General features: G+C 71.5%; 17 protein-coding genes and 1 pseudogene. 11 read left to right on the top strand and 7 right to left on the bottom strand.

What is annotated here, in order from left to right:
* Positions 1–47: 47 nt before the first annotated feature.
* The 4 genes from ACSP97_RS15530 (at position 48) to ACSP97_RS15515 (ending at position 6,858) form a co-directional block, all read left to right on the top strand.
* Positions 48–1,856, top strand: a complete 1,809-nt coding sequence (locus tag ACSP97_RS15530) for an ABC-F family ATP-binding cassette domain-containing protein (protein ID WP_382073014.1) — start codon at positions 48–50, stop codon at positions 1,854–1,856.
* 273 nt (positions 1,857–2,129) lie between these two features.
* Entirely contained in the window at positions 2,130–4,061 is a 1,932-nt protein-coding gene (locus ACSP97_RS15525) for an outer membrane protein assembly factor BamB family protein (RefSeq protein ID WP_440557961.1), read from the top strand.
* 64 nt (positions 4,062–4,125) lie between these two features.
* Entirely contained in the window at positions 4,126–5,967 is a 1,842-nt protein-coding gene (locus tag ACSP97_RS15520) for an outer membrane protein assembly factor BamB family protein (RefSeq protein ID WP_440557959.1), read from the top strand.
* A 213-nt stretch (positions 5,968–6,180) separates the two neighbouring features.
* On the top strand, positions 6,181–6,858 hold the full coding sequence (locus ACSP97_RS15515; protein ID WP_355147776.1) for a helix-turn-helix transcriptional regulator: 678 nt from the start codon (positions 6,181–6,183) through the stop codon (positions 6,856–6,858).
* A gap of 27 nt (positions 6,859–6,885) precedes the next feature.
* On the opposite strand, the gene ACSP97_RS15510 is transcribed toward ACSP97_RS15515, so the two are convergent.
* Both ACSP97_RS15510 and ACSP97_RS15505 read right to left on the bottom strand, forming a co-directional pair.
* A complete protein-coding gene (locus tag ACSP97_RS15510) occupies positions 6,886–7,191 on the bottom strand; it encodes a hypothetical protein (protein ID WP_355147774.1) in 306 nt (101 codons plus the stop codon).
* 20 nt (positions 7,192–7,211) lie between these two features.
* A complete protein-coding gene (locus ACSP97_RS15505; protein ID WP_355147772.1) occupies positions 7,212–8,906 on the bottom strand; it encodes a sodium:solute symporter family protein in 1,695 nt (564 codons plus the stop codon).
* A gap of 176 nt (positions 8,907–9,082) precedes the next feature.
* On the opposite strand from ACSP97_RS15505, the gene galT reads away from it, so the two are divergent.
* Genes galT through galK form a run of 3 tightly spaced genes read left to right on the top strand, consistent with a single transcriptional unit; the run spans position 9,083 to position 12,257 of the window.
* Positions 9,083–10,144 carry a galactose-1-phosphate uridylyltransferase gene (gene galT / locus ACSP97_RS15500; protein WP_355523540.1) on the top strand — a complete coding sequence of 354 codons (1,062 nt, stop codon included), beginning with the start codon at positions 9,083–9,085 and terminating at the stop codon, positions 10,142–10,144.
* The gene (gene galE / locus ACSP97_RS15495; protein ID WP_355147768.1) at positions 10,141–11,103 is read left to right on the top strand and encodes a UDP-glucose 4-epimerase GalE; all 963 of its coding nucleotides are present in this window, start codon (positions 10,141–10,143) and stop codon (positions 11,101–11,103) included. Before galT ends, galE begins: the two co-directional genes overlap by 4 nt.
* On the top strand, positions 11,103–12,257 hold the full coding sequence (galK, locus tag ACSP97_RS15490; protein WP_355523537.1) for a galactokinase: 1,155 nt from the start codon (positions 11,103–11,105) through the stop codon (positions 12,255–12,257). The genes galE and galK overlap by 1 nt, the downstream gene beginning before the upstream one ends.
* Positions 12,258–12,294: 37 nt before the next feature.
* Here galK and ACSP97_RS15485 read toward each other — a convergent pair whose 3' ends face one another.
* On the bottom strand, positions 12,295–12,735 hold the full coding sequence (locus ACSP97_RS15485; RefSeq protein ID WP_355147764.1) for a GNAT family N-acetyltransferase: 441 nt from the start codon (positions 12,733–12,735) through the stop codon (positions 12,295–12,297).
* A 116-nt stretch (positions 12,736–12,851) separates the two neighbouring features.
* Between ACSP97_RS15485 and ACSP97_RS15480 the strand changes: the two genes are divergently transcribed.
* Positions 12,852–13,619: a LuxR C-terminal-related transcriptional regulator gene (locus ACSP97_RS15480; RefSeq protein ID WP_382013988.1), complete on the top strand. Its 768-nt coding sequence runs from the start codon at positions 12,852–12,854 to the stop codon at positions 13,617–13,619.
* On the opposite strand, the gene tamR is transcribed toward ACSP97_RS15480, so the two are convergent.
* Positions 13,578–14,075, bottom strand: a complete 498-nt coding sequence (gene tamR / locus ACSP97_RS15475) for a MarR family transcriptional regulator TamR (protein WP_355147760.1) — start codon at positions 14,073–14,075, stop codon at positions 13,578–13,580. The two genes, ACSP97_RS15480 and tamR, sit on opposite strands and share 42 nt — an antisense overlap.
* Before the next feature lie 103 nt (positions 14,076–14,178).
* On the opposite strand from tamR, the gene ACSP97_RS15470 reads away from it, so the two are divergent.
* Positions 14,179–14,991, top strand: coding sequence for a trans-aconitate 2-methyltransferase (locus ACSP97_RS15470; RefSeq protein ID WP_388314984.1), 813 nt, complete (start codon positions 14,179–14,181; stop codon positions 14,989–14,991).
* Positions 14,992–14,993: 2 nt separating this feature from the next.
* Positions 14,994–15,324 (top strand): annotated as a pseudogene (locus tag ACSP97_RS15465) (glyoxalase).
* 65 nt (positions 15,325–15,389) lie between these two features.
* Here the strand turns inward: ACSP97_RS15465 and ACSP97_RS15460 are convergent.
* Positions 15,390–16,067 (bottom strand): TetR/AcrR family transcriptional regulator, encoded by a 678-nt coding sequence (locus tag ACSP97_RS15460; protein ID WP_355147756.1) that lies wholly within the window; start codon positions 16,065–16,067, stop codon positions 15,390–15,392.
* Entirely contained in the window at positions 16,064–17,071 is a 1,008-nt protein-coding gene (locus ACSP97_RS15455; RefSeq protein ID WP_355147754.1) for an acyl-CoA desaturase, read from the bottom strand. Before ACSP97_RS15455 ends, ACSP97_RS15460 begins: the two co-directional genes overlap by 4 nt.
* A gap of 303 nt (positions 17,072–17,374) precedes the next feature.
* Between ACSP97_RS15455 and ppc the strand changes: the two genes are divergently transcribed.
* Positions 17,375–20,107, top strand: a complete 2,733-nt coding sequence (gene ppc / locus ACSP97_RS15450; RefSeq protein ID WP_355147752.1) for a phosphoenolpyruvate carboxylase — start codon at positions 17,375–17,377, stop codon at positions 20,105–20,107.
* Between the two features lie 65 nt (positions 20,108–20,172).
* Here the strand turns inward: ppc and ACSP97_RS15445 are convergent, their stop codons facing one another.
* A complete protein-coding gene (locus ACSP97_RS15445) occupies positions 20,173–20,682 on the bottom strand; it encodes a hypothetical protein (protein WP_355523529.1) in 510 nt (169 codons plus the stop codon).
* Positions 20,683–20,791: the final 109 nt, after the last annotated feature.

Raw genomic sequence — 20,791 nt, 5'->3', positions numbered from 1 at the left:
CACGCGGCGGAGCCGCGAGTGGATACAGCCCCGTGCGCAGGAGTGAAATGGCCGTCAACCTGGTCAATGTCGAGAACGTCAGCAAGGTCTACGGCACCCGTGCCCTGCTGGACGGCGTCTCGCTCGGTGTGTCGGAGGGGGACCGGATCGGGGTCGTCGGACGCAACGGCGACGGCAAGACCACCCTGATCCGGATGCTCGCCAAGCTGGAGGAGGCGGACACCGGGCGGGTCACCCACTCCGGCGGGCTGCGGCTCGGCGTGCTCACCCAGCACGACTCCCTCGACCCCGCCGCCACCGTCCGCCACGAGGTCATCGGCGACATGGCCGACCACGAGTGGGCCGGCAACGCCAAGGTCCGGGACGTGCTGACCGGCCTGTTCGGCGGTCTCGACCTGCCCGGCTTCCCCAAGGGCCTGGACACCGTCATCGGCCCGCTGTCCGGTGGCGAGCGGCGCCGGATCGCGCTGGCCAAGCTGCTCATCGAGGAACAGGACCTGATCGTCCTGGACGAGCCCACCAACCACCTCGACGTCGAGGGCATCGCCTGGCTCGCCCGGCACCTCCAGAACCGCCGCTCGGCCCTGGTCTGCGTGACCCACGACCGGTGGTTCCTGGACCAGGTCTGCACCCGCATGTGGGACGTGCAGCGCGGCGACGTGTACGAGTACGAGGGCGGCTACTCCGACTACGTCTTCGCCCGCGCCGAGCGCGAGCGGATCGCCGCCACCGAAGAGGTCAAGCGGCAGAACCTGATCCGCAAGGAGCTGGCCTGGCTGCGCCGCGGCGCCCCCGCCCGCACCTCCAAGCCCCGCTTCCGGGTGGAGGCCGCCAACGAGCTGATCGCCGACGTGCCGCCGCCCCGCGACAGCAGCGAGCTGATGAAGTTCGCCTCCTCCCGCCTCGGCAAGACGGTCTTCGACCTGGAGGACATCACCGTCCAGGCCGGGCCGAAGGTGCTGCTCAAGCACGTCACCTGGCAGCTCGGCCCCGGCGACCGGATCGGCCTGGTCGGCGTCAACGGCGCCGGCAAGACCTCGCTGCTGCGCGCCATGGCCGCCGCCGCCCGCAGCGAGGGCGAGGAGCAGCCGGCCGGCGGCCGGATCAACGTCGGCCGGACGGTCAAGCTCGCCTACCTCTCCCAGGAGGTCGCCGAACTCGACCCCACCTGGCGGGTGCTGGAGGCCGTGCAGCGGGTCCGCGAGCGCGTCGACCTCGGCAAGGGGCGCGAGATGACCGCCGGGCAGCTGTGCGAGACCTTCGGGTTCAACAAGGAGAAGCAGTGGACGCCGGTCGGCGACCTCTCCGGCGGTGAGCGGCGCCGGCTCCAGCTGCTGCGGCTGCTGATGGACGAGCCCAACGTGCTCTTCCTGGACGAGCCCACCAACGACCTCGACATCGAGACCCTGACCCAGCTGGAGGACGTCCTCGACGGCTGGCCCGGCTCGATGATCGTCATCTCCCACGACCGGTTCTTCGTGGAGCGCACCACGGACCGGGTGTTCGCCCTGCTCGGCGACGGCACCCTGCGGATGCTGCCGCGCGGCATCGACGAGTACCTGGAGCGGCGCCGGCAGATGGAGGAGGCGGTCGCCGCGCAGAGCGCCGCCACGGCACCCAAGCCCGCCACCACCGAGAAGAGCGCCGCCGACCAGCGCGCCGCCAAGAAGGAACTCCAGAAGATCGAGCGGCAGTTGGACAAGGTCTCCGAGAAGGAGACCAAGCTGCACGCCCAGATCGCCGAGCACGCCACCGACTTCGCGAAGGTGGCCGAACTCGACGCTCAGCTGCGGGAACTCGCCGGTGAGCGCGAGGAACTGGAGTTGCGCTGGCTGGAACTGGCGGAGGACGCGTAGCGCGCCCGCCGCAGAGCGCCCGCCACGAATCAGCCAGCGCCCCGAACGGCGTGCGAGGGGTGGCGCGTGCGCCCCGTGAAGGGTGCGTGAAAGCGCATAACGGCGGCATCACGGGCCGGTTCTCCCTTGGGAACAGGGAGGGTTCCGGCCCGTTCCGCTGTCCGTACCGGGTGATAGAAAGATGCGTCTGAGAACCGTCTGCACAACGACCTTGGGTCCGTCGAGAACCTCAGGGCGTGGCTAAAAATCAGTGAACGAGGGGGAAGAGCGCTGATGACTCAGCCGCCCGACCAGTCGCCCGACGGCGGCTTCGGAGCACCGCAGGACCCGAGAGATCCCAGAGATCCGAGAGATCCCAGAGATGCGAGGGCCCCGGAACGGCCTCCGCAGGATGGCACACCGGCCCCGCCACCGCCCGTTTCACCGCCGCAGCCGGTCGCCCCGCCGCCGACGATGCTCGACAAGCCGTCCGCGCCCCCGCCACCCGCTCCCGCGCCGCCCGAGGCCCCGCCGCAGCCCGGCTACGGCCACCCGCAGCAGCCCGCCCCGTACCCCGCCCCCGGCCCCTACGGCACCCCTACGACCCCCGGTCCCTACGGCGCCCCCGCGGCCCCGGGCCCCTACAACACCCCGACGGCTCCCGGCCCTTACGGCCACCCGCAGCTCCAGCAGCCGGGCCCCTACGCGCAGCAGCCGCAGCCCGGTCACGGGTATCCGCGGCAGCCGCCGTACCCGGGCGCTCCGGGCACCGCTCCCGGCGCCCCCTTCCCGGGGCAGGGCAGTGGCGCGGGCGGGAAGAAGACGGCGCTGGTGGTCGGCGCCGCGGTGGCCGCGCTTGCCCTCATAGGCGGCACCGTCTACGCCCTCACCAGCGGCGGCGACGGTGACAAGAAGCCCGTGGCCGGACACAGCGGCGGCGCCGCACCGGCCGCGTCCGGCGATCCGTCGCCGTCCTCCTCCGCGTCCGGCGGGGACGACCCGGAGAACCTCAACGAGGGCCGCGCGCCCGGCGAGGCCAAGGTGCTCTGGTACAAGTCGGCGCCGGACGCCCCGGGCGAGGGCGCCGACGCACCCGGCATGTGGATCGCCGGGAACACCGTGGTGAAGGCGGCGTACAAGCAGGTCTTCGCCTACGACGCGGGCAACGGCAGCTCCCCGTGGGGCCCCGTCGACCTCCCACAGAAGATCTGCTCGGTCACCCCGCAGAAGTCGGCGGACGACAAGGTCGTCGTGGCGTACATGAGCGGCCCCGGCGACAACGCCAAGTGCGACCGGCTCCAGCAGCTCGACCTGCGCACCGGCAGGAAGGGCTGGAGCGGCCGTGTCGCCGACGGCGGGCTCTTCGACAGCGCGCTCAACATCGAACTCGGCGTCGCCGGCGGCACGTTGATGGTCGGCCGCTCGGAGTCGGGCACGGCGTACGACATCGACAGCGGCAAGAAGCTGTACGACAAGAAGCGCTACGGCGACTCCTGCTTCCCGGCCGCCTTCGCGGGCGGCTCCGGCCGGCTGGTCCAGGTGGCGTCCTGCGGCGCCGGCACCGGCACCGAGCACGACGAGATCCAGGAACTCGACCCGGCCACCGGCAAGGTGAAGTGGACCCAGCCGGTCAAGAAGGGCTGGCAGGCCGCCCGGGTGTACTCGATGGACCCGCTGGTCGTCTATCTGACCAACGAGAGCAAGAAGACGTGGAACATCTCCGCCTTCACCAAGGACGGCAGGTTCCGCTCCGAGGTCAAGGTGGACGAGAAGTTCGCCCCCACCTGCGGCTGGGCGGTCCTCGCCCGCGATCTGCAGGGCTGCCGGGGGGTCGCGGCCGACGCCGACACGCTCTACCTGCCCACGGGCACGACCGCGAGCGCCAACGAGATCGTGGCGATCAGCCTCGCCGACGGCAAGGCGAAGTGGCGGGCCAAGTCCCCCGCCGACGAGCCGATGTCCCCGATGAGGACCGAGGGCGGCAAGCTCATCGCGTACGTGCAGCCGTCGTACGACACGGGCGGCCAGGTCGTGTCGATCCCGACCACCGGCGCCTCGCACACCACCACGAAGCTGCTGCAGAACCCGCGGGGCACCGCGCAGATCGAGGACACCTTCTACGACGGCGTCGTGGACTGGGCCGACGGACGGTTCGTCATCTCGGCCGGCCGGCTGAACGGCAGCGACCAGGCGAAGGAGAAGCTGATCATGGCTTTCGGCAACTGAGCCCGGCCCGCCTCCCGTTCCGTCCGACGTCCTGCCTTCCGAGTGTCACCGAGGTACCCGAACCATGACCCAGCCGCCTCCGCCCCCGCCGAACCAGCCCCCGAACCAACCCCCGCAGCCGGGCGGCTTCGGCCCGCCGACCCCGCCCGGCCCCCCGGCGCCGCCGGTCCCGCAGCACCCGCAGGGCACCCCGGCCCCGCCGCCCGCGGGGCCCGTGCCGCCCCTGCCCCCGCAGCAGCCGCAGCCCGGGTACGGCTACCCGGGGCCCGCCCAGCCGCCCCAGCCCCAGCCGGGCTACGGCTATCCCGCCGCGCCCCCGAACCCGTACGGGCAGCAGCCCGCCACCCCGTACGGGGCGCAGCCGCAGAACCCGTACGCCATGCCCACCCAGCCCCTGCAGGGGCCGCCGCAGCCGGGCTACGGCTATCCGGGCCAGCCCCCGACCATGCCGATGCACCCGCAGGGCGGCCCGGGCGGCAAGCGGAACAACACCGTGCTGTACATCGTCATCGCGGCGGTCGTCGTCATCGCGCTGATCGTCGTCGGCGGCATCGTGTACGCCGTCTCCGGTGACGACGGCAAGAAGCAGGACACCGCCTCCTCCGGCGGCACCTCCGGCGGCGGCGGGGACAAGGGCTCAGGCGGCACCACCGGCGGCAAGGAGAAGGCGCCGGCGAACACCGCGGCCAAGGTCCTCTTCCAGATCCCGACGCCCACCGTGCAGGACACCGTCAGCACCTCGGGCTCCTGGCTGACCGACAAGGTGTACGCCAAGACCGGCGTCGACGAGATCGTCGGCTACGACCCGGTCAAGGGCGGCAAGCTGTGGACGGTCAAGCTGCCCGGCCCGGTCTGCGCGGCCAGCCGGCACATGACCGACGACGACAAGACCGCGATCACGTACCAGCCGACGAACAAGAAGTACGACGGCTGCACCGACATCGCCGCGATCGACCTCGACACGGGCAAGCAGCTGTGGACGCGCACCGTCAAGTCCGGTGACTACCCGGTCAACTACCAGAACGTGACGGTCGCCCAGCACACCGTCGCACTCGGCGACAGCAACGGCGGCGCGGCCTTCGACATCGACTCCGGCAAGCCGCTGTGGCAGCCGAAGCCGGCCGAGGACTGCTACGACGCGGGCTACGGCGGCGGCGCCAAGCTGGTCGCGGTGCGCAGCTGCGGCGACTCCGACAACACCCGGTTGTCGATCCAGACCATCGACCCGGAGTCCGGGAAGGTGATCTCCGAGTACCGGATGGACCCGGGCATCGAGTACGCCTCGGTGGTCTCCACCGACCCGCTGGTGGTGGCCGCCGACGTCGGCGACAGCGCGGGCGACGGCAGCGGCATCTCGGACTACTTCTCCATCGACGGCAAGACCGGCAAGCTGCTCGCGCGGATCTCCGCGCCCGGCAAGACCTACGGCGGCCGCTGCGACGGCATCACCCGGATCGAGGACTGCAAGGAGATCGCCGTCGGCAACGGCAAGCTGTACGTGCCGACCGAGGAGCACGACGGCAGCGGCGCCTACAGCACCACCAACGAGATCGTCGCCTTCGACCTGGCAACCGGCAAGCCCACCGGCCAGCGCGCCGAGGCCGGGGACGGCTATCTGCTGTCCCCGCTGCGCATGGACGGCGGCAATCTGCTCGCCTACAAGAAGCCGCCGTACGACAAGGGCGGACAGGTCGTCAGCATCGACGGCGCCACCTTCAAGGAGACCAAGCTCCTGGAGAACCCGGCGCAGGAGAGCGTGCGGCGGGCGGAGGGCAGCATGCTGCCGGACTACGCGGAGATCCTCTTCGGGCACGGCCGGCTGTACATGTCCGACGTCTTCGTGGACAAGGCGGACCCGGGGGACGACCGGCAGTATCTGGCGCTGGCCTTCGGCACGGACGGCTGACCCCCGCCTACAACCACCCGAACGGGTGATGCGGTGAGCGGTGCCCCGGATGTAATCGATCCGGGGCACTTCCGCTCTCCAGGGGCAGCGCCGCGTCGAACAAGCGTGTAGCTTCCGGGACGTGAAGGGGCGGGGTGCCGGGGGGCCCTCTGTCCAACGGGCCGGTGGGCGTCCATAGTGGGGCATCCATGGGCGGGACTGGGGGGTTGCTCTATGGCGGTGCGGCTCATGGTCGTGGACGACCATCGCCTGCTCGCGGAGGCGCTGGCATCGGCGCTGAAACTGCGCGGGCACCGGGTGCTCGCGTCGGCGGCGCCCGCCGCGGGCGCGGCGGACCTGGTGATCGCGCGGGCGCCGGAGGTGTGCCTGCTGGGTACGGCGGCGCCGGCCGAGCCGGGCGCGTTCGACCCGGTGGTGAGGATCAAGCGGGAGCGGCCGCAGGTGGCGGTGGTGGTGCTCGGCCCGGTGCCCTCTCCGCGCGGGATCGCCGCGGCGTTCGCGGCCGGGGCGTCGGGGTACGTACGGCACGACGAGCGGATCGAGGGCGTCGAGCGCGCGCTCGTGAAGGCGCGGGCGGGGGAGGCGGCGGTGGCCCCTCAGCTCCTCCAGGAGGCCTTCGCGGAACTGCTGAACCCCGCCGCCCAGCCGGACGACGAGGCCCAGCGGCTGCTGAGCGTGCTGACGCCGCGCGAGGTGGAGGTCCTCGTCCGCGTCGCCGACGGCGAGGACACCCGGGTCATCGCCTCCGGTATGCGCATAGCGCCGAGCACGGCCCGCACCCATGTCCAGCGGGTGCTGATGAAGCTGGGGGTGGGCTCGCGGCTGGAGGCGGCGGCGCTGGCCGCCCGCACCGGGCTCCTGGACCGGGCGGGCGGCCACCGCACCCCGTGAGGGGCGCGGGTCCGCGCCGGTGCGGCGTTACTCCTCCGGCTCCTGCGGCAGCGCCGTCGGCCTGAGCTTCAGCCACACCAGGAAGAAGACGCCCAGCACCAGCATCCCGATCCCGGTCCACAGGTTGATGTTGACGCCCTGGGCCTTGTCGATCGCGGCCTGCGAGTCCGTCAGACCGGTGACGGTGACGATGACGCCGTAGACCACGAAGAGCCCGCCGATGATGCGGCGCAGGTCGAAGATGCGGGCCGCGGTCGCCGACTTGGTCTCCAGTTCGGAGACCTCCCGCGCGACATCGCCCTCGGTGTAGTGGTGTTCGGGGTTCTCGGACATGTTCCCTCGATCCTCCCGCGTCAGAACGAGAACGGGATGTAGCAGACGGCGGCCAGCACGACCGCGCCCCAGCCCAGCAGCGCCGGCCTGCGGTACCAGGCGTCGTCACCGGGCGCCGGCGGCTCGGACATGCCGGGGGAGCGCGTGCCGTAGACCAGGCCCTGGAGCTCCTGGGCCGGCTTCGGCTTGGTGAACAGCGACACCGCCACCATCACGACCGCGCCGGCGACGAACCCCGCGATCGCCGAGACGAAGTTGGCGCCCTGGTCGGTGGGGATGGAGATGATCCCCTTCTTGTAGAGGACGAAGTAGTTGACCATCGCGGTGACGGTGCCCGCGAGCAGGCCCCAGAAGCCGGACTTGACCGACGCCCGCTTCCAGAACATGCCGATGATGAAGACGACGAACATCGGCACGTTGAAGAACGAGAACAGCGTCTGGAGGTAGGACATGATGTTCGAGAACGACGACGCGAGGAACGCCGTGCCCACCGACGCGCAGACACCGATCACGGTGATCCACCGGCCGAACCGGACGTAGTAGGCGTCCTCCCGCCCGCGCACCACGTACCTGGCCCAGATGTCGGTGGTGAACACGGTGTTGAAGGACGACACGTTGGCCGCCATGCCGGCCATGAACGCGGCGAGCAGACCGGTGACCGCGATGCCGAGCACGCCGTTGGGCAGCAGCTCCTGCATCAGGTAGGGGATGGCGTCGTTGTACTGCAGGCCCGAGCCGCTGGTGCCGATCTTGGGCACGAGCGCGGCGGCGACCAGGCCCGGGATCATCACCAGGAAGACGATGAAGATCTTCGGGTAGGCGGCGATCAGCGGGGTGCGCCGTCCGGCGGACAGGTTCTTCGCGGACAGGGCGCGCTGCACCTCGGCGAAGTTGGTGGTCCAGTAGCCGAAGGACAGCACGAAGCCGAGGCCGAGGACGATGGTCAGCCAGTTGGCGCCGAGCGGGTTGCCGCTGCCGATCCCGGTGCCGCCCCACGCGGTGGTGAAGTTGTGGCCGTGGGTCGCGCTGAGCTTGTCGGTCAGTCCGCCCCAGCCGCCGACCTTGCGCAGGCCGAGGATGGTGATCGGGATGAGCGCGGCCAGGATCACGAAGAACTGGAGCACCTCGTTGTAGATCGCCGAGGAGAGACCGCCCAGGGTGATGTACGCGAGGACGAAGGCGCCGGCGACCACGATGGCCACCCACTGCGGCCAGCCCAGCAGCGCCTCGACCACGATCGCGAGGGCGTAGAGGTTGACGCCGGCGATCAGGATCGCGGCGAAGGCGAACAGGATCGAACTGAGCAGATGGGCTGCCTTGTCGAAGCGCAGCAGCAGGAACTCGGGAACCGAGCGGACCTTGCTGCCGTAGTAGAAGGGCATCATCACCAGGCCCAGGAAGACCATGGCGGGGATGGCGCCGATCCAGTACCAGTGCACCGTGTAGGCGCCGTACTGGGCGCTGTTGGCGGCCATGCCGAGGATCTCGGTGGCCGCCAGGTTCGCCGAGATGAAGGCGAGGCCGGTGATCCAGGCGGGCAGCGAGCGTCCGGAGAGGAAGAAGTCCAGGCTGGTCTTCACCGACCGGCGGGCGGCGAAGCCGATCCCGAGCACGACGACGAAGTAGATGGCCAGGATCGTGTAGTCAAGCCAGTTGGTGGGGAGCCGTAGCCCGGCCGCCGCCAGATACGTATGCGCGTATGTGGGGGTTTCCATAAGAACTCGCTTCGTTGCGCGAACTGATCAGAGCGGAACCTACGCCCCTGTGTTTATAAAATGAACACTTCTGGTGATGATCTTTGTTTGATTGTGATGAACTGATTCTGTGTCGGGTTGTGGTCTGTTATGTTTGATTGTGTTGAGGGATGAGTGGGCTGACCAAGGAGTCCAGCGTGAAGAAGACCCCGACCCGGCTGGCCGACGGTCGCGAGCTGATCTACTACGACCTTCGGGACGACCGCGTGCGCGACGCGGTCGACCGACGCCCCCTGGACCGCACGGCCACCACCTCGGAGATCCGCCGCGATCCGCTGCTCGGCGACCATGTCGCCGTCGCCTCCCACCGGCAGGGCCGCACCTACCACCCGCCGGCCGACCAGTGCCCGCTGTGCCCGAGCAGGGGCGAGCGGCTCAGCGAGGTCCCGGACTCCTCCTACGACGTGGTCGTCTTCGAGAACCGCTTCCCCTCCCTCGCCGGTGACTCCGGGCGCTGCGAGGTCGTCTGCTTCACCTCCGACCACGACGCGTCCTTCGCCGATCTGCCCCCCGAGCAGGCGCGCCTGGTGCTGGACGCGTGGACCGACCGCACCGCGGAACTGTCCGGGCTGCCCTCCGTGGAGCAGGTGTTCTGCTTCGAGAACCGGGGCGCCGAGATCGGCGTGACCCTCGGCCACCCGCACGGACAGATCTACGCCTACCCCTTCACCACCCCCCGCACCGCGCTGATGCTCCGCTCGCTCGCCGCCCACCGGGAGGCGACCGGCGGGGAGAACCTGTTCGACGCCGTGCTCGCGCGGGAACTCGCCGGCGAGCGGGTCGTCCTGGACGGCGAGCACTGGGCCGCCTTCGTGCCGTACGCGGCGCACTGGCCCTACGAGGTGCACCTCTACCCCAAGCGCCGGGTCCCCGACCTGCTCGCGCTGGACGAGGCGGCGCGCGCCGAGTTCCCGCACGTCTACCTGGAGCTGCTGCGGCGCTTCGACCGCATCTTCGGCGAGGGGGAGCCGCCGACGCCGTACATCTCCGCCTGGCACCAGGCTCCGTTCGGCAAGCTGCCCGGCTTCGACGGGGTGACGCGGGACGACTTCGCGCTGCACCTCGAGCTTTTCACCATCCGCCGCACTTCCGGCAAGCTGAAGTTCCTCGCGGGTTCCGAGTCCGGCATGAGCGTGTTCATCAACGATGTGCCGCCGGAACGTGCGGCCGAGCGACTGCGAGAGGTAGCGACTTCATGAAGTACCTGGTGACGGGTGGCGCGGGTTACGTCGGCAGCGTGGTGGCCCGGCATCTGCTGGACGCCGGGCACGAGGTCACCGTCCTCGACAACCTCTCCACCGGCTTCCGCGCCGGGGTCCCGGCCGGCGCCGCCTTCGTCGAGGGCGACATCCGCGACGCCGCCAAGTGGCTCGACGCCTCCTATGACGGCGTGCTGCACTTCGCCGCGTCCTCCCAGGTCGGCGAGTCCGTGGTGAAGCCGGAGAAGTACTGGGACAACAACGTCGCCGGCAGCATGGCCCTGCTCGGCGCGATGCGCGAGGCGGGGGTGCGCACCCTGGTCTTCTCCTCCACGGCCGCCACCTACGGCGAGCCCGACCAGGTCCCGATCACCGAGACCGCCCCGACCCGGCCCACCAACCCCTACGGGGCCTCCAAGCTCGCCGTCGACCACATGATCACCAGCGAGGCGAACGCCCACGGCCTGGCGGCGGTCTCCCTGCGCTACTTCAACGTGGCCGGGGCCTACGGCGCCCACGGCGAGCGGCACGACCCCGAGTCGCACCTGATCCCGCTGGTCCTCCAGGTCGCCCAGGGCCGCCGCGACGCCATCTCGGTGTACGGCGACGACTACCCCACCCCCGACGGCACCTGCGTCCGCGACTACATCCACGTCGCGGACCTGGCCGAGGCCCATCTGCTGGCGCTGACGGCGGCCCGGCCGGGCGAGCACCTGATCTGCAACCTGGGCAACGGCAACGGCTTCTCGGTCCGCCAGGTCATCGAGACCGTCCGCGAGGTCACCGGACACCCGATCCCCGAGGTGATCGCCCCGCGCCGGGGCGGCGACCCGGCGGTCCTGGTCGCATCCGCGGACACCGCCCGCGAGAAACTGGGCTGGAACCCGACCCGCGCGGATCTCGCGGGCATCGTCGCGGACGCCTGGGAGTTCGCGCAGCACCTCTCGAAGGAGGACTAGTGGGGGCACAGCAGGTCGCCGAGCGCTTCACCGAGCTGTACGGGACGCGCCCGGAAGGGGTGTGGGCGGCGCCGGGCAGGGTCAACCTGATCGGCGAGCACACCGACTACAACGACGGCTTCGTCATGCCGTTCGCACTGCCGCACCAGGCGGTCGCGGCGGTCTCCCGCCGGGACGACGGCCTGCTGCGCCTGCACTCGGCGGACATGGAGGGCGGCGTCGCCGAACTGCGCCTGGACGCGCTCGCCCCCGGCACCGACACCGCCTGGACGGCGTACCCGGCCGGCGTCGTCTGGGCGCTGCGCGAGGCCGGCCACGAGCTGACCGGCGCGGACGTCCATCTGTCCTCGACCGTCCCCGCGGGCGCGGGCCTGTCCTCCTCCGCCGCCCTGGAGGTGGTCACCGCCCTCGCGCTGAACGATCTGCACGGGCTCGACCTGCCGCGCTGGCGGCTGGCCCGGCTGTGCCAGCGCGCGGAGAACGTCTACGTCGGCGCGCCGACCGGCATCATGGACCAGACCGCGTCCGCGTGCTGCGAGCAGGGCCACGCCCTCTTCCTCGACACCCGGGACCTGTCCCAGCGCCAGATCCCCTTCGACCTCGCGGCCGAGGGTCTGCGCCTGCTGGTGGTCGACACCCAGGTCAAGCACGCCCACAGCGGCGGCGAGTACGGCCGGCGCCGGGCCGGCTGCGAGAAGGGCGCGGCCCTGCTGGGCGTCGACGCCCTGCGCGACATCCCCTACGACGGCCTGGAGGCGGCGCTGGGCCGGCTGGGTGACGAGGAGGAGGTCCGCCGGCTGGTCCGGCACGTGGTGACGGAGAACCACCGGGTGGAACGCACGATCGCCCTGCTCCGATCCGGTGACACCCGCGCCATCGGGCCGGTCCTCACCGAGGGCCACGCCTCGCTGCGCGACGACTTCCGCGTCTCCTGCCCGGAGCTGGACCTGGTCGTGGACACCGCCCTCGCGCACGGCGCCCTGGGCGCCCGGATGACCGGCGGCGGCTTCGGCGGCTCGGCCGTCGTCCTCACCGAGTCCGCGGAGGTCCCCTCCCTGACCAAGGCCCTGGAAGAGGCGTTCACCGCCGCGGAGTTCACCTCCCCGCGGGTGTTCGAGGCGGTGCCGTCGGCGGGAGCGCGCCGGCTGCTGTGATGCCCGCCGCGGGGCGCGGGCCCGGGGCGACCGGCCCTCAGGTCAGGCGTTTGACCAGCGTGTACTCGGTGACGCCCGGCGGGTAGTCGGGGATCGCGCAGACCACCTCGTAGCCGTGCCTGCGGTAGAAGCCGGGGGCCTGGAAGTCCCAGGTCTCCAGGCGGGCGGCCGTGCAGCCGCGGTCGGTGGCGAGGTGCTCGGCCTGGGTGAGGAGGTGGGTGCCCAGGCCCGTGCCGCGGTGCCGGGCGTCGACCCAGAGGAGGGCGACGTGCAGCCAGGTGGTCCAGGTGTGGCCCACCAGCCCGCCCGCCAGATCGCCGGAGGGGTCCAGCGCCCAGATGTGGAGCGGGTACTCGCGTTCGGCGGGGGTGTTGCGCAGGGCCGCGAGGACCGGGGACGCCGCCGTGTTGGTGTCCCGCAGTCGGGCATGGAGCAGATCGCGTCGCGCCTTGTCGACTTCCGCCTCAATACGAAACATGCGGCACACCATAAACGCGCCCGACGGCCAGTTCTGTAAATCTCCTTCCGCTGCGTGCCGGTATCCGTACGCTGAGATACAGCGCCGGTGGGGGCCGGTGCCGTTCAGGGGGTTCAGTGGTTCGTATCCGAGTCCTGGTCGTGGACGACCACCGCATCTTCGCCGAGTCGCTCGCCGCCGCCCTGGCCGCCGAGCCCGACGTCGAGGTCTTCGCCGCCGGCAGCGGCCCGGCCGCGCTGCGCTGCCTGGAGCGGGCGGCCGCCGAGGGCCGCCGCTACGACGTGCTGCTCGTCGACGCCGACCTGGGCGGCCGGCCCCCCGTCGGGCGCCCCGCGGTGCCCGTGCGGGCGGCGGACGAGGACGGCATGGTCGACGGGATCTCCCTGGTCGCCGGGGTGCGCACCGCCCACCCCGGCGTACGCACCGTCGTCCTCGCGGAGAAGGACGACCCGCGCCGCGCCGCCCTCGCCCTCGGGGCCGGCGCCTCCGGCTGGGTCGCCAAGGACTGCTCGCTGTCCCGGCTGCTCGCGGTGATCCGGGGCGTGCTGCGCGGCGAGACGCATCTGCCGCCCGCGCTGCTGACCGGCGTCCTCAAGGAGCTGACCGCCGCCCGCAAGCACCGCAGCGAGAGCGAACGCCTGGTGGAGTCCCTCACCCCCAGGGAGCGGGAGGTGCTGCGGTGCATGGTCGCGGGGCTGGGCCGCAAGGCCGTCGCCGAGCGGCTGTACCTGTCCCCGCACACCGTGCGCACCCATATGCAGAACGTCCTCGGCAAGCTGGGCGTGCACTCCACGCTGGCCGCCGTCGCCCTGGCCCGCCGGGCCGGGGTGGGACCGGTGGACCTAACCGGGGATGTTGTCGAACGGGGCGGTCAGCTGGCGTAGCAGACCGGCCAGTTCCGCCCGCTGCGCCCGCGACAGCTCACCGAGGATGGCCCGCTCCTGCTCCAGCAGCCCCGCGAGCGACTCGTCCGCGCGGTCGCGGCCGGTGTCCGTCAGCCGCACCAGCACGCCCCGCCGGTCGCTCGGGTCGGGCAGCCGCTCGACCAGGCCCTTCTTCGCCAGCCGGTCGATCCGGTTGGTCATGGTGCCGGAGGTGACGAGGGTCTGGGTCAGCAGCTGGCCGGGGGAGAGCTGGTACGGCGTGCCCGCGCGCCGCAGCGCGGTCAGCACGTCGAACTCCCAGGGCTCCAGCTCGTGCTCGGCGAACGCGAGCCGGCGTGCGCGGTCCAGGTGCCGGGCGAGCCTGCTCACCCGGCTGAGCACTTCCAGCGGCTCCACGTCGAGGTCCGGGCGCTCCCGGCGCCACGCTGCGACCAGCCGATCGACCTCGTCCTCCATGAGATCAGTGTAGTGGTTGTGTCGACGTGAAGTCTCTTGGCATCGAGTTTCTTCTCATCAAGTATCTTGACATCGAGTTAAATCGGACGGGAAGGTGGAGCACATGACGACACCGATCTGGGACCCCGCGCAGTACCTCCGTCACGCCGGGCACCGCGCCCGCCCCTTCGCCGACCTCCTCGCCCGCGTCCCCGCCCTGCCCGCCGACCGGCCCCGCATCGCCGACCTCGGCTGCGGCCCCGGCAACGTCACCGCGACGCTCGCCGACCGCTGGCCCACCGCGCACATCACCGGCTACGACAACTCGCCCGAGATGCTGGACCGCGCCCACACCGAGCACGAGGGCTCCACCGCCGGCGGCGGCCGCCTGGACTTCGCCCGCGCCGACGCGCGGATGTGGACGCCCGAGGAGCCGTACGACCTGATCGTCAGCAACGCCACCCTCCAGTGGGTGCCGGGCCACCTCGACCGCTTCGCCGACTGGACCGCCGCGCTGCGGCCCGGCGCGGTCTTCGCCTTCCAGGTGCCGGACAACATCGACGCCCCGCTGCACGCCCTCATGCGCGAACTGGCCGGCACCCCCCGCTGGCGGGACCGCCTCGGCGGCCTGCTGCGCCGCACCGACTCCGTGCACACCCCGGACGCCTACCTGGACCGGCTCGCCCGCCTCGGCCTCGCCCCCGACGTCTGGCAGACCACCTACCTGCACGTCCTGGAGGGCGAGGACCCCGTCCTCGACTGGGTCAAGGGCACCGGCCTGCGGCCCGCGCTGACCGCCCTCGGCGACGACCCCGAGGCACGGGAGGCGTTCCTGACCGAGTACCGGGACCTGCTGCGCGCGGCCTACCCGAGCGCCCCCTACGGCACGGTGCTGCCCTTCCGCCGCCTGTTCGCCGTCGCCGTCAAGGAAGAGTGACGATGCTCGTCGCACTCGACCACGTACAGCCGGCGGCACCGCCCGGCTCGGCGTCCCCGGCCTGACCGAGGTCCCCGAGCCGCCCGCCCTCGCGGCCCGCGGCAGCTGCTGGTTCGAGCCCGGCACCGTCCGGATCCACCTCGGCGCCGACCCCGACTTCCGCCCCGCGACAAGGCCCACCCGGGCCTGCGGGTCCACGGCATCGACGCCTGGGCGGCCCGGCTCGCCGCCCATGGCACGCCCGTGACCTGGGACCACGGCCTCCCCGGCCACCGTCGCTGCTACGCGCGCGACCCCGTCGGCAACCACCTGGAGTTCCTCCGGCCGCGATGACCGGCCACCGGACGCACCCGACGGCGATCGCCCACGCCGCCGGCGTACCCGTACCGCGTCGCGGCCTACGCCTTGCGGTGGCCTATCAGCCGCGGCCGCTGCTCCAGCCCGTCCAGGCCGTGCCACGCCAGGTTCACCAGGTGCGCGGCCACCTCCGCCTTCTTCGGGCGGCGCACGTCCAGCCACCACTGGCCGGTCAGGGCGACCATGCCCACCAGCGCCTGCGCGTACAGCGGGGCCAGCTTCGGGTCGAAGCCGCGGGACTTGAACTCGCGGCCCAGGATGTCCTCCACCTGGGTGGCGATGTCGGAGATCAGCGACGCGAACGACCCGGTCGACTGCGGGATCGGCGAGTCCCGGACCAGGATGCGGAAACCGTCCGTGTACTCCTCGATGTAGTCGAGCAGCGCGAACGCCGCCTGCTCGCACAGCTCCCGCGGATGGCCCGCCGTCAGCGAACCGGTCACCATCTCCAGCAGCCGCCGCATCTCGCGGTCGACCACCACCGCGTACAGCCCCTCCTTGCCGCCGAAGTGCTCGTACACCACCGGCTTGGACACCCCGGCCTTCGCCGCGATCTCCTCCACCGACGTGCCCTCGAAACCCTTCGCCGCGAAGAGCGTGCGACCGATCTCCAGCAACTGCTGGCGGCGCTCGGCACCGGTCATACGAGTCCGGCGGGCCCGCCGCTGCTTGTCATTTCCTGGATTGCTGCTGGAATCGGTCGCCACGGCGTCAATCATGCCGCCTCGGCGGCCTGCCTCCGGCGCCGGGAGCCGCCATCCGCGTCGTTGCGACGCGAATCGATACGCGAGCGTGACGGCCAGCGCACGTCGTACGCCCAGCCCAGCCGCTCGAAGATCCGGATGAACCGGGCCGAGGAGTCGATCTGCCCGCGCATCACCCCGTGCCGCGCCGACGTCGGGTCCGCGTGGTGCAGGTTGTGCCAGGACTCACCGCACGACAGCACCGCGAGCCACCACACGTTGCCCGAACGGTCGCGCGACTTGAACGGCCGCCGGCCCACCGCGTGGCAGATCGAGTTGATCGACCAGGTCACATGGTGCAACAGCGCCACCCGGACGAGTGAACCCCAGAAGAACGCGGTGGCGGCGCCCTGCCAGGACATGGTCACCAGCCCGCCGATCAGCGCGGGCGCCAGCAGCGACACCGCCGTCCACAGCACGAACTGGCGGGAGATCGCCCGCAGCGCCGGGTCCTTGATCAGATCCGGCGCGTACTTCTCCTGCGGGGTCTGCTCCTCGTCGAACATCCAGCCGATGTGCGCCCACCACAGGCCCTTCACCAGCGCCGGAACCGTCTCGCCGTACTTCCACGGCGAGTGCGGGTCACCCTGCGCGTCGGAGAACTTGTGGTGCTTGCGGTGATCGGCCACCCAGCGCACCAGCGGGCCCTCGACCGCCAGCGATCCCATGATCGCCAGCGCGATCCGCAGCGGCCGCTTCGCCTTGAACGAACCGTGGGTGAAATACCGGTGGAAACCGATCGTGATGCCGTGGCACCCCAGGAAGTAGAAGAACACCAGCAGGCCCAGATCGAGCCAGCTCACCCCCCAGCCCCAGGCCAGCGGCACCGCGGCCACCAGCGCCAGGAACGGCAGGGTGATGAAGAGCAGCAGCGTGATCTGCTCGATCGAACGCTTCTTCTCACCGCCCAGCGTGGCGGAGGGAATCGGGTTCTCGGGGGCCTTCCGGGCCTCGTCGATCACATCGGAGTGTGAGGTCATGCGCGTCCCCTGTGGGGTCGAGGGTCGGGGGTGGATGCCGGGCCGCCGGAACCGGGCGTGCGGCACCGGCACGTCCCTACGGTTCCGTAACCTACGGCGACGTAAGTATGGCAGCGTGTCGAGCGGCGGCAAGAGCCCGAGCGTCTGCGCGTCCCCATCGACACCTATCCTTGGAATCGGTCGGACAGCGCGGTCCGCTGAAGTTTCCTTCCCGGACGCTCCGGCCCGTATGCGGCACCAGGCCGCGCGGCAGACGGCCGGGTACCTCCCCGAGACGCTTCAACACTGCAAGGAGCCGCACCTGTGAGCAGTGCCGACGACCAGACCACCACGACCGGCAGCGAGCTGCGCGCCGACATCCGCCGCCTGGGTGATCTCCTCGGAGAGACCCTCGTCCGGCAGGAAGGCCCCGAACTCCTCGAACTGGTCGAGAAGGTCCGCCGCCTCACCCGCGAGGACGGCGAGGCCGCCGCCGAGCTGCTGCGCGGCACCGAACTGGAGACCGCCGCCAAGCTCGTACGCGCCTTCTCCACCTACTTCCATCTCGCCAACGTCACCGAACAGGTGCACCGCGGCCGCGAACTGCGCGCCCGACGCGCCGCCGAGGGCGGCCTCATCGCCCGAACGGCCGACCGCCTCAAGGACGCCGACCCCGAACACCTGCGGACCACCGTCCAGAACCTCAACGTCCGGCCCGTCTTCACCGCACACCCCACCGAGGCCGCACGCCGTTCCGTCCTCAACAAGCTGCGGCGCATCGCCGCGCTCCTGGACACCCCCGTCCTGGACTCCGACCGCCGCCGCACCGACGTCCGCCTCGCCGAGAACATCGACCTGGTCTGGCAGACGGACGAACTGCGCGTCGTCCGGCCCGAACCCGCCGACGAGGCCCGCAACGCCATCTACTACCTCGACGAGCTGCACGCCGGCGCCGTCGGCGACGTCCTGGAGGACCTCACCGCGGAACTCGAACGCGTCGGCGTCCGCCTCCCCGACGACACCCGCCCCCTCAGCTTCGGCACCTGGATCGGCGGCGACCGCGACGGCAACCCCAACGTCACCCCCCAGGTCACCTGGGACGTCCTCATCCTCCAGCACGAACACGGCATCAACGACGCCCTGGAGATGATCGACGAGCTGCGCGGCCTGCTCTCCAACTCCATCCGCTACACCGGCGCCACCGAGGAACTCCTCGACTCCCTGCGCACCGACCTCGACCGGCTGCCCGAGATCAGCCCCCGCTACAAGCGCCTCAACGCCGAGGAGCCCTACCGCCTCAAGGCCACCTGCATCCGGCAGAAGCTGGAGAACACCAAGCAGCGCCTCGCCAAGGGCACCCCCCACGAGGACGGCCGCGACTACCTCGGCACCGGCGAACTCCTCGCCGACCTGCGGATCATCCAGGCCTCCCTGCGCCGGCACCGCGGCGGCCTCTTCGCCGACGGCCGCCTCGGCCGCACCATCCGCACCCTCGCCGCCTTCGGCCTCCAGCTCGCCACCATGGACGTCCGCGAACACGCCGACGCCCACCACCACGCCCTCGGCCAGCTCTTCGACCGGCTCGGCGAGGAATCCTGGCGCTACGCCGACATGCCGCGCGAGTACCGCACCAAGCTCCTCGCCAAGGAACTGCGCAGCCGCCGCCCCCTCGCCCCCACCCCGGCCCCCGTGGACGCCGCCGGCGCCAAGACCCTCGGCGTCTTCGAAACCGTCAAGAAGGCCCTCGACGTCTTCGGCCCCGAAGTCGTCGAGTCCTACATCATCTCCATGTGCCAGGGCGCCGACGACGTCTTCGCCGCCGCCGTCCTCGCCCGCGAGGCCGGCCTCGTCGACCTGCACGCCGGCTGGGCCAAGATCGGCATCGTCCCCCTCCTGGAGACCACCGAGGAACTGCGCGCCGCCGACACCATCCTGGAGGACATGCTCTCCGACCCGTCCTACCGGCGCCTGGTCGCGCTGCGCGGCGACGTCCAGGAGGTCATGCTCGGCTACTCCGACTCCTCCAAGTTCGGCGGCATCACCACCAGCCAGTGGGAGATCCACCGCGCCCAGCGCCGACTGCGCGACGTCGCCCACCGCTACGGCGTACGCCTGCGCCTCTTCCACGGCCGCGGCGGCACCGTCGGCCGCGGCGGCGGCCCCTCCCACGACGCCATCCTCGCCCAGCCCTGGGGCACCCTCGAAGGCGAGATCAAGGTCACCGAACAGGGCGAGGTCATCTCCGACAAGTACCTGATCCCCTCCCTCGCCCGGGAGAACCTGGAACTCACCGTCGCCGCCACCCTCCAGGCCTCCGCCCTGCACACCGCCCCCCGCCAGTCCGACGAGGCCCTCGCCCGCTGGGACGCCGCCATGGACGTCGTCTCCGACGCCGCCCACGCCGCCTACCGCAGGTTCGTCGAGGACCCCGACCTGCCGGCGTACTTCCTCGCCTCCACGCCGGTCGACCAGCTCGCCGACCTGCACCTCGGCTCACGGCCCTCCCGCCGCCCCGGCTCCGGCGTCTCCCTCGACGGCCTGCGCGCCATCCCCTGGGTGTTCGGCTGGACCCAGTCCCGCCAGATCGTCCCCGGCTGGTTCGGCGTCGGCTCCGGCCTCAAGGCCCTGCGCGAAGCCGGCCTGGACACCGTCCTCGCCGAGATGCACGAGCAGTGGCACTTCTTCCGCAACTTCATCTCCAACGTGGAGATGACCCTCGCCAAGACCGACCTCAGAATCGCCCGGCACTACGTCGACACCCTCGTGCCCGACCACCTCAAGCACGTCTTCGACACCATCCGCGCCGAACACGAACTCACCGTCCGCGAAGTCCTGCGCATCACCGGCGAGGACGACCTCCTCGACGCCCAGCCCGTCCTGAAGCAGACCTTCGCCATCCGCGACGCCTACCTCGACCCCATCTCCTACCTCCAGGTCGCCCTCCTCAAGCGCCAGCGCGACGAGGCCGCGACCGGCGGCGAACCCGACCCGCTGCTCGCCCGCGCCCTGCTCCTCACCGTCAACGGCGTGGCCGCCGGCCTGCGCAACACCGGCTGAACCAGCCCCCGAAAAAGAGGGTGCCCCGAGGCCTACGACCCCGGGGCACCCTCTTCGCGCATTCCTCACCGCACCGCGACGAACGCCGCCGTCAGCAGCCCGAGCCCCGACAGACCCAGCACCCACGCCACCCGCGACAGCCGCATCCCGCCCGCGACCACCACCGAGGCCAGCAACAGCGCCCCGCCGAGCGGCACCCACGCGTACAGGATCCCCGCCGGACCGGAACGCAGCGCCTGCGCCGTACCCGGCTTCAGCACCACGTCGTACGTCCGCCCCCTGCGCACCGCCACCGACTCCGGGATCTCCACCCGCGCCCGGGCCCGCGCCCCCGCCGACGTCGGCGTGAACGGCCCGCTGCACACGCCGTCCGCACAGGCCGCCACCTTCACCGTGCCGTGCTCCCGCCCCTTGGGCAGCAGCACGTGCTGCGCGCTCCCCCAGGAGCCCCACAGCCCCCCGAACACGATCAGCGCGGCGAGCGCGCCCATCGCCGCGACCCGCCCGAACCGCAACGCGGACACGGACGCCTGGACAGCGGAACGGGTGGCGATGGCAGGCATGGCCGGGATCATTGGCCATACCCGCACGACCGGTCAACTCGCCCTACCGCCAAGGCCGGACAAGTCCGGAGTTGTACGACGCCCGGCCCCCGCCCGGGAGTTGTCCGACCCCGCCCCGGCT

It is taken from the genome of Streptomyces sp. SCPE 10 (assembly GCF_051980735.1).
Taxonomy (GTDB): Bacteria; Actinomycetota; Actinomycetes; order Streptomycetales; family Streptomycetaceae; genus Streptomyces; species Streptomyces misionensis.
The sequence above is the reverse complement of the archived record's forward strand: the minus strand, read 5'-3'. Positions and strand labels throughout refer to the sequence as shown.

Excerpts from the sequence above, each read along its gene's own strand:
- tamR (WP_355147760.1), bottom strand. The coding sequence starts at position 14,075 with ATGGAGGACGAGGTCGATCGGCTGGTCGCAGCGTGGCGCCGGGAGCGC.
- ACSP97_RS15455 (WP_355147754.1), bottom strand. The coding sequence starts at position 17,071 with ATGACCTCACACTCCGATGTGATCGACGAGGCCCGGAAGGCCCCCGAG.
- galE (WP_355147768.1), top strand. The coding sequence starts at position 10,141 with ATGAAGTACCTGGTGACGGGTGGCGCGGGTTACGTCGGCAGCGTGGTG.
- ACSP97_RS15520 (WP_440557959.1), top strand. The coding sequence starts at position 4,126 with ATGACCCAGCCGCCTCCGCCCCCGCCGAACCAGCCCCCGAACCAACCC.
- ACSP97_RS15525 (WP_440557961.1), top strand. The coding sequence starts at position 2,130 with ATGACTCAGCCGCCCGACCAGTCGCCCGACGGCGGCTTCGGAGCACCG.
- ACSP97_RS15515 (WP_355147776.1), top strand. The coding sequence starts at position 6,181 with ATGGCGGTGCGGCTCATGGTCGTGGACGACCATCGCCTGCTCGCGGAG.
- ACSP97_RS15530 (WP_382073014.1), top strand. The coding sequence starts at position 48 with ATGGCCGTCAACCTGGTCAATGTCGAGAACGTCAGCAAGGTCTACGGC.
- ACSP97_RS15460 (WP_355147756.1), bottom strand. The coding sequence starts at position 16,067 with ATGATTGACGCCGTGGCGACCGATTCCAGCAGCAATCCAGGAAATGAC.
- ACSP97_RS15485 (WP_355147764.1), bottom strand. The coding sequence starts at position 12,735 with ATGTTTCGTATTGAGGCGGAAGTCGACAAGGCGCGACGCGATCTGCTC.
- ACSP97_RS15505 (WP_355147772.1), bottom strand. The coding sequence starts at position 8,906 with ATGGAAACCCCCACATACGCGCATACGTATCTGGCGGCGGCCGGGCTA.
- ACSP97_RS15470 (WP_388314984.1), top strand. The coding sequence starts at position 14,179 with ATGACGACACCGATCTGGGACCCCGCGCAGTACCTCCGTCACGCCGGG.
- ACSP97_RS15510 (WP_355147774.1), bottom strand. The coding sequence starts at position 7,191 with ATGTCCGAGAACCCCGAACACCACTACACCGAGGGCGATGTCGCGCGG.
- ACSP97_RS15445 (WP_355523529.1), bottom strand. The coding sequence starts at position 20,682 with ATGATCCCGGCCATGCCTGCCATCGCCACCCGTTCCGCTGTCCAGGCG.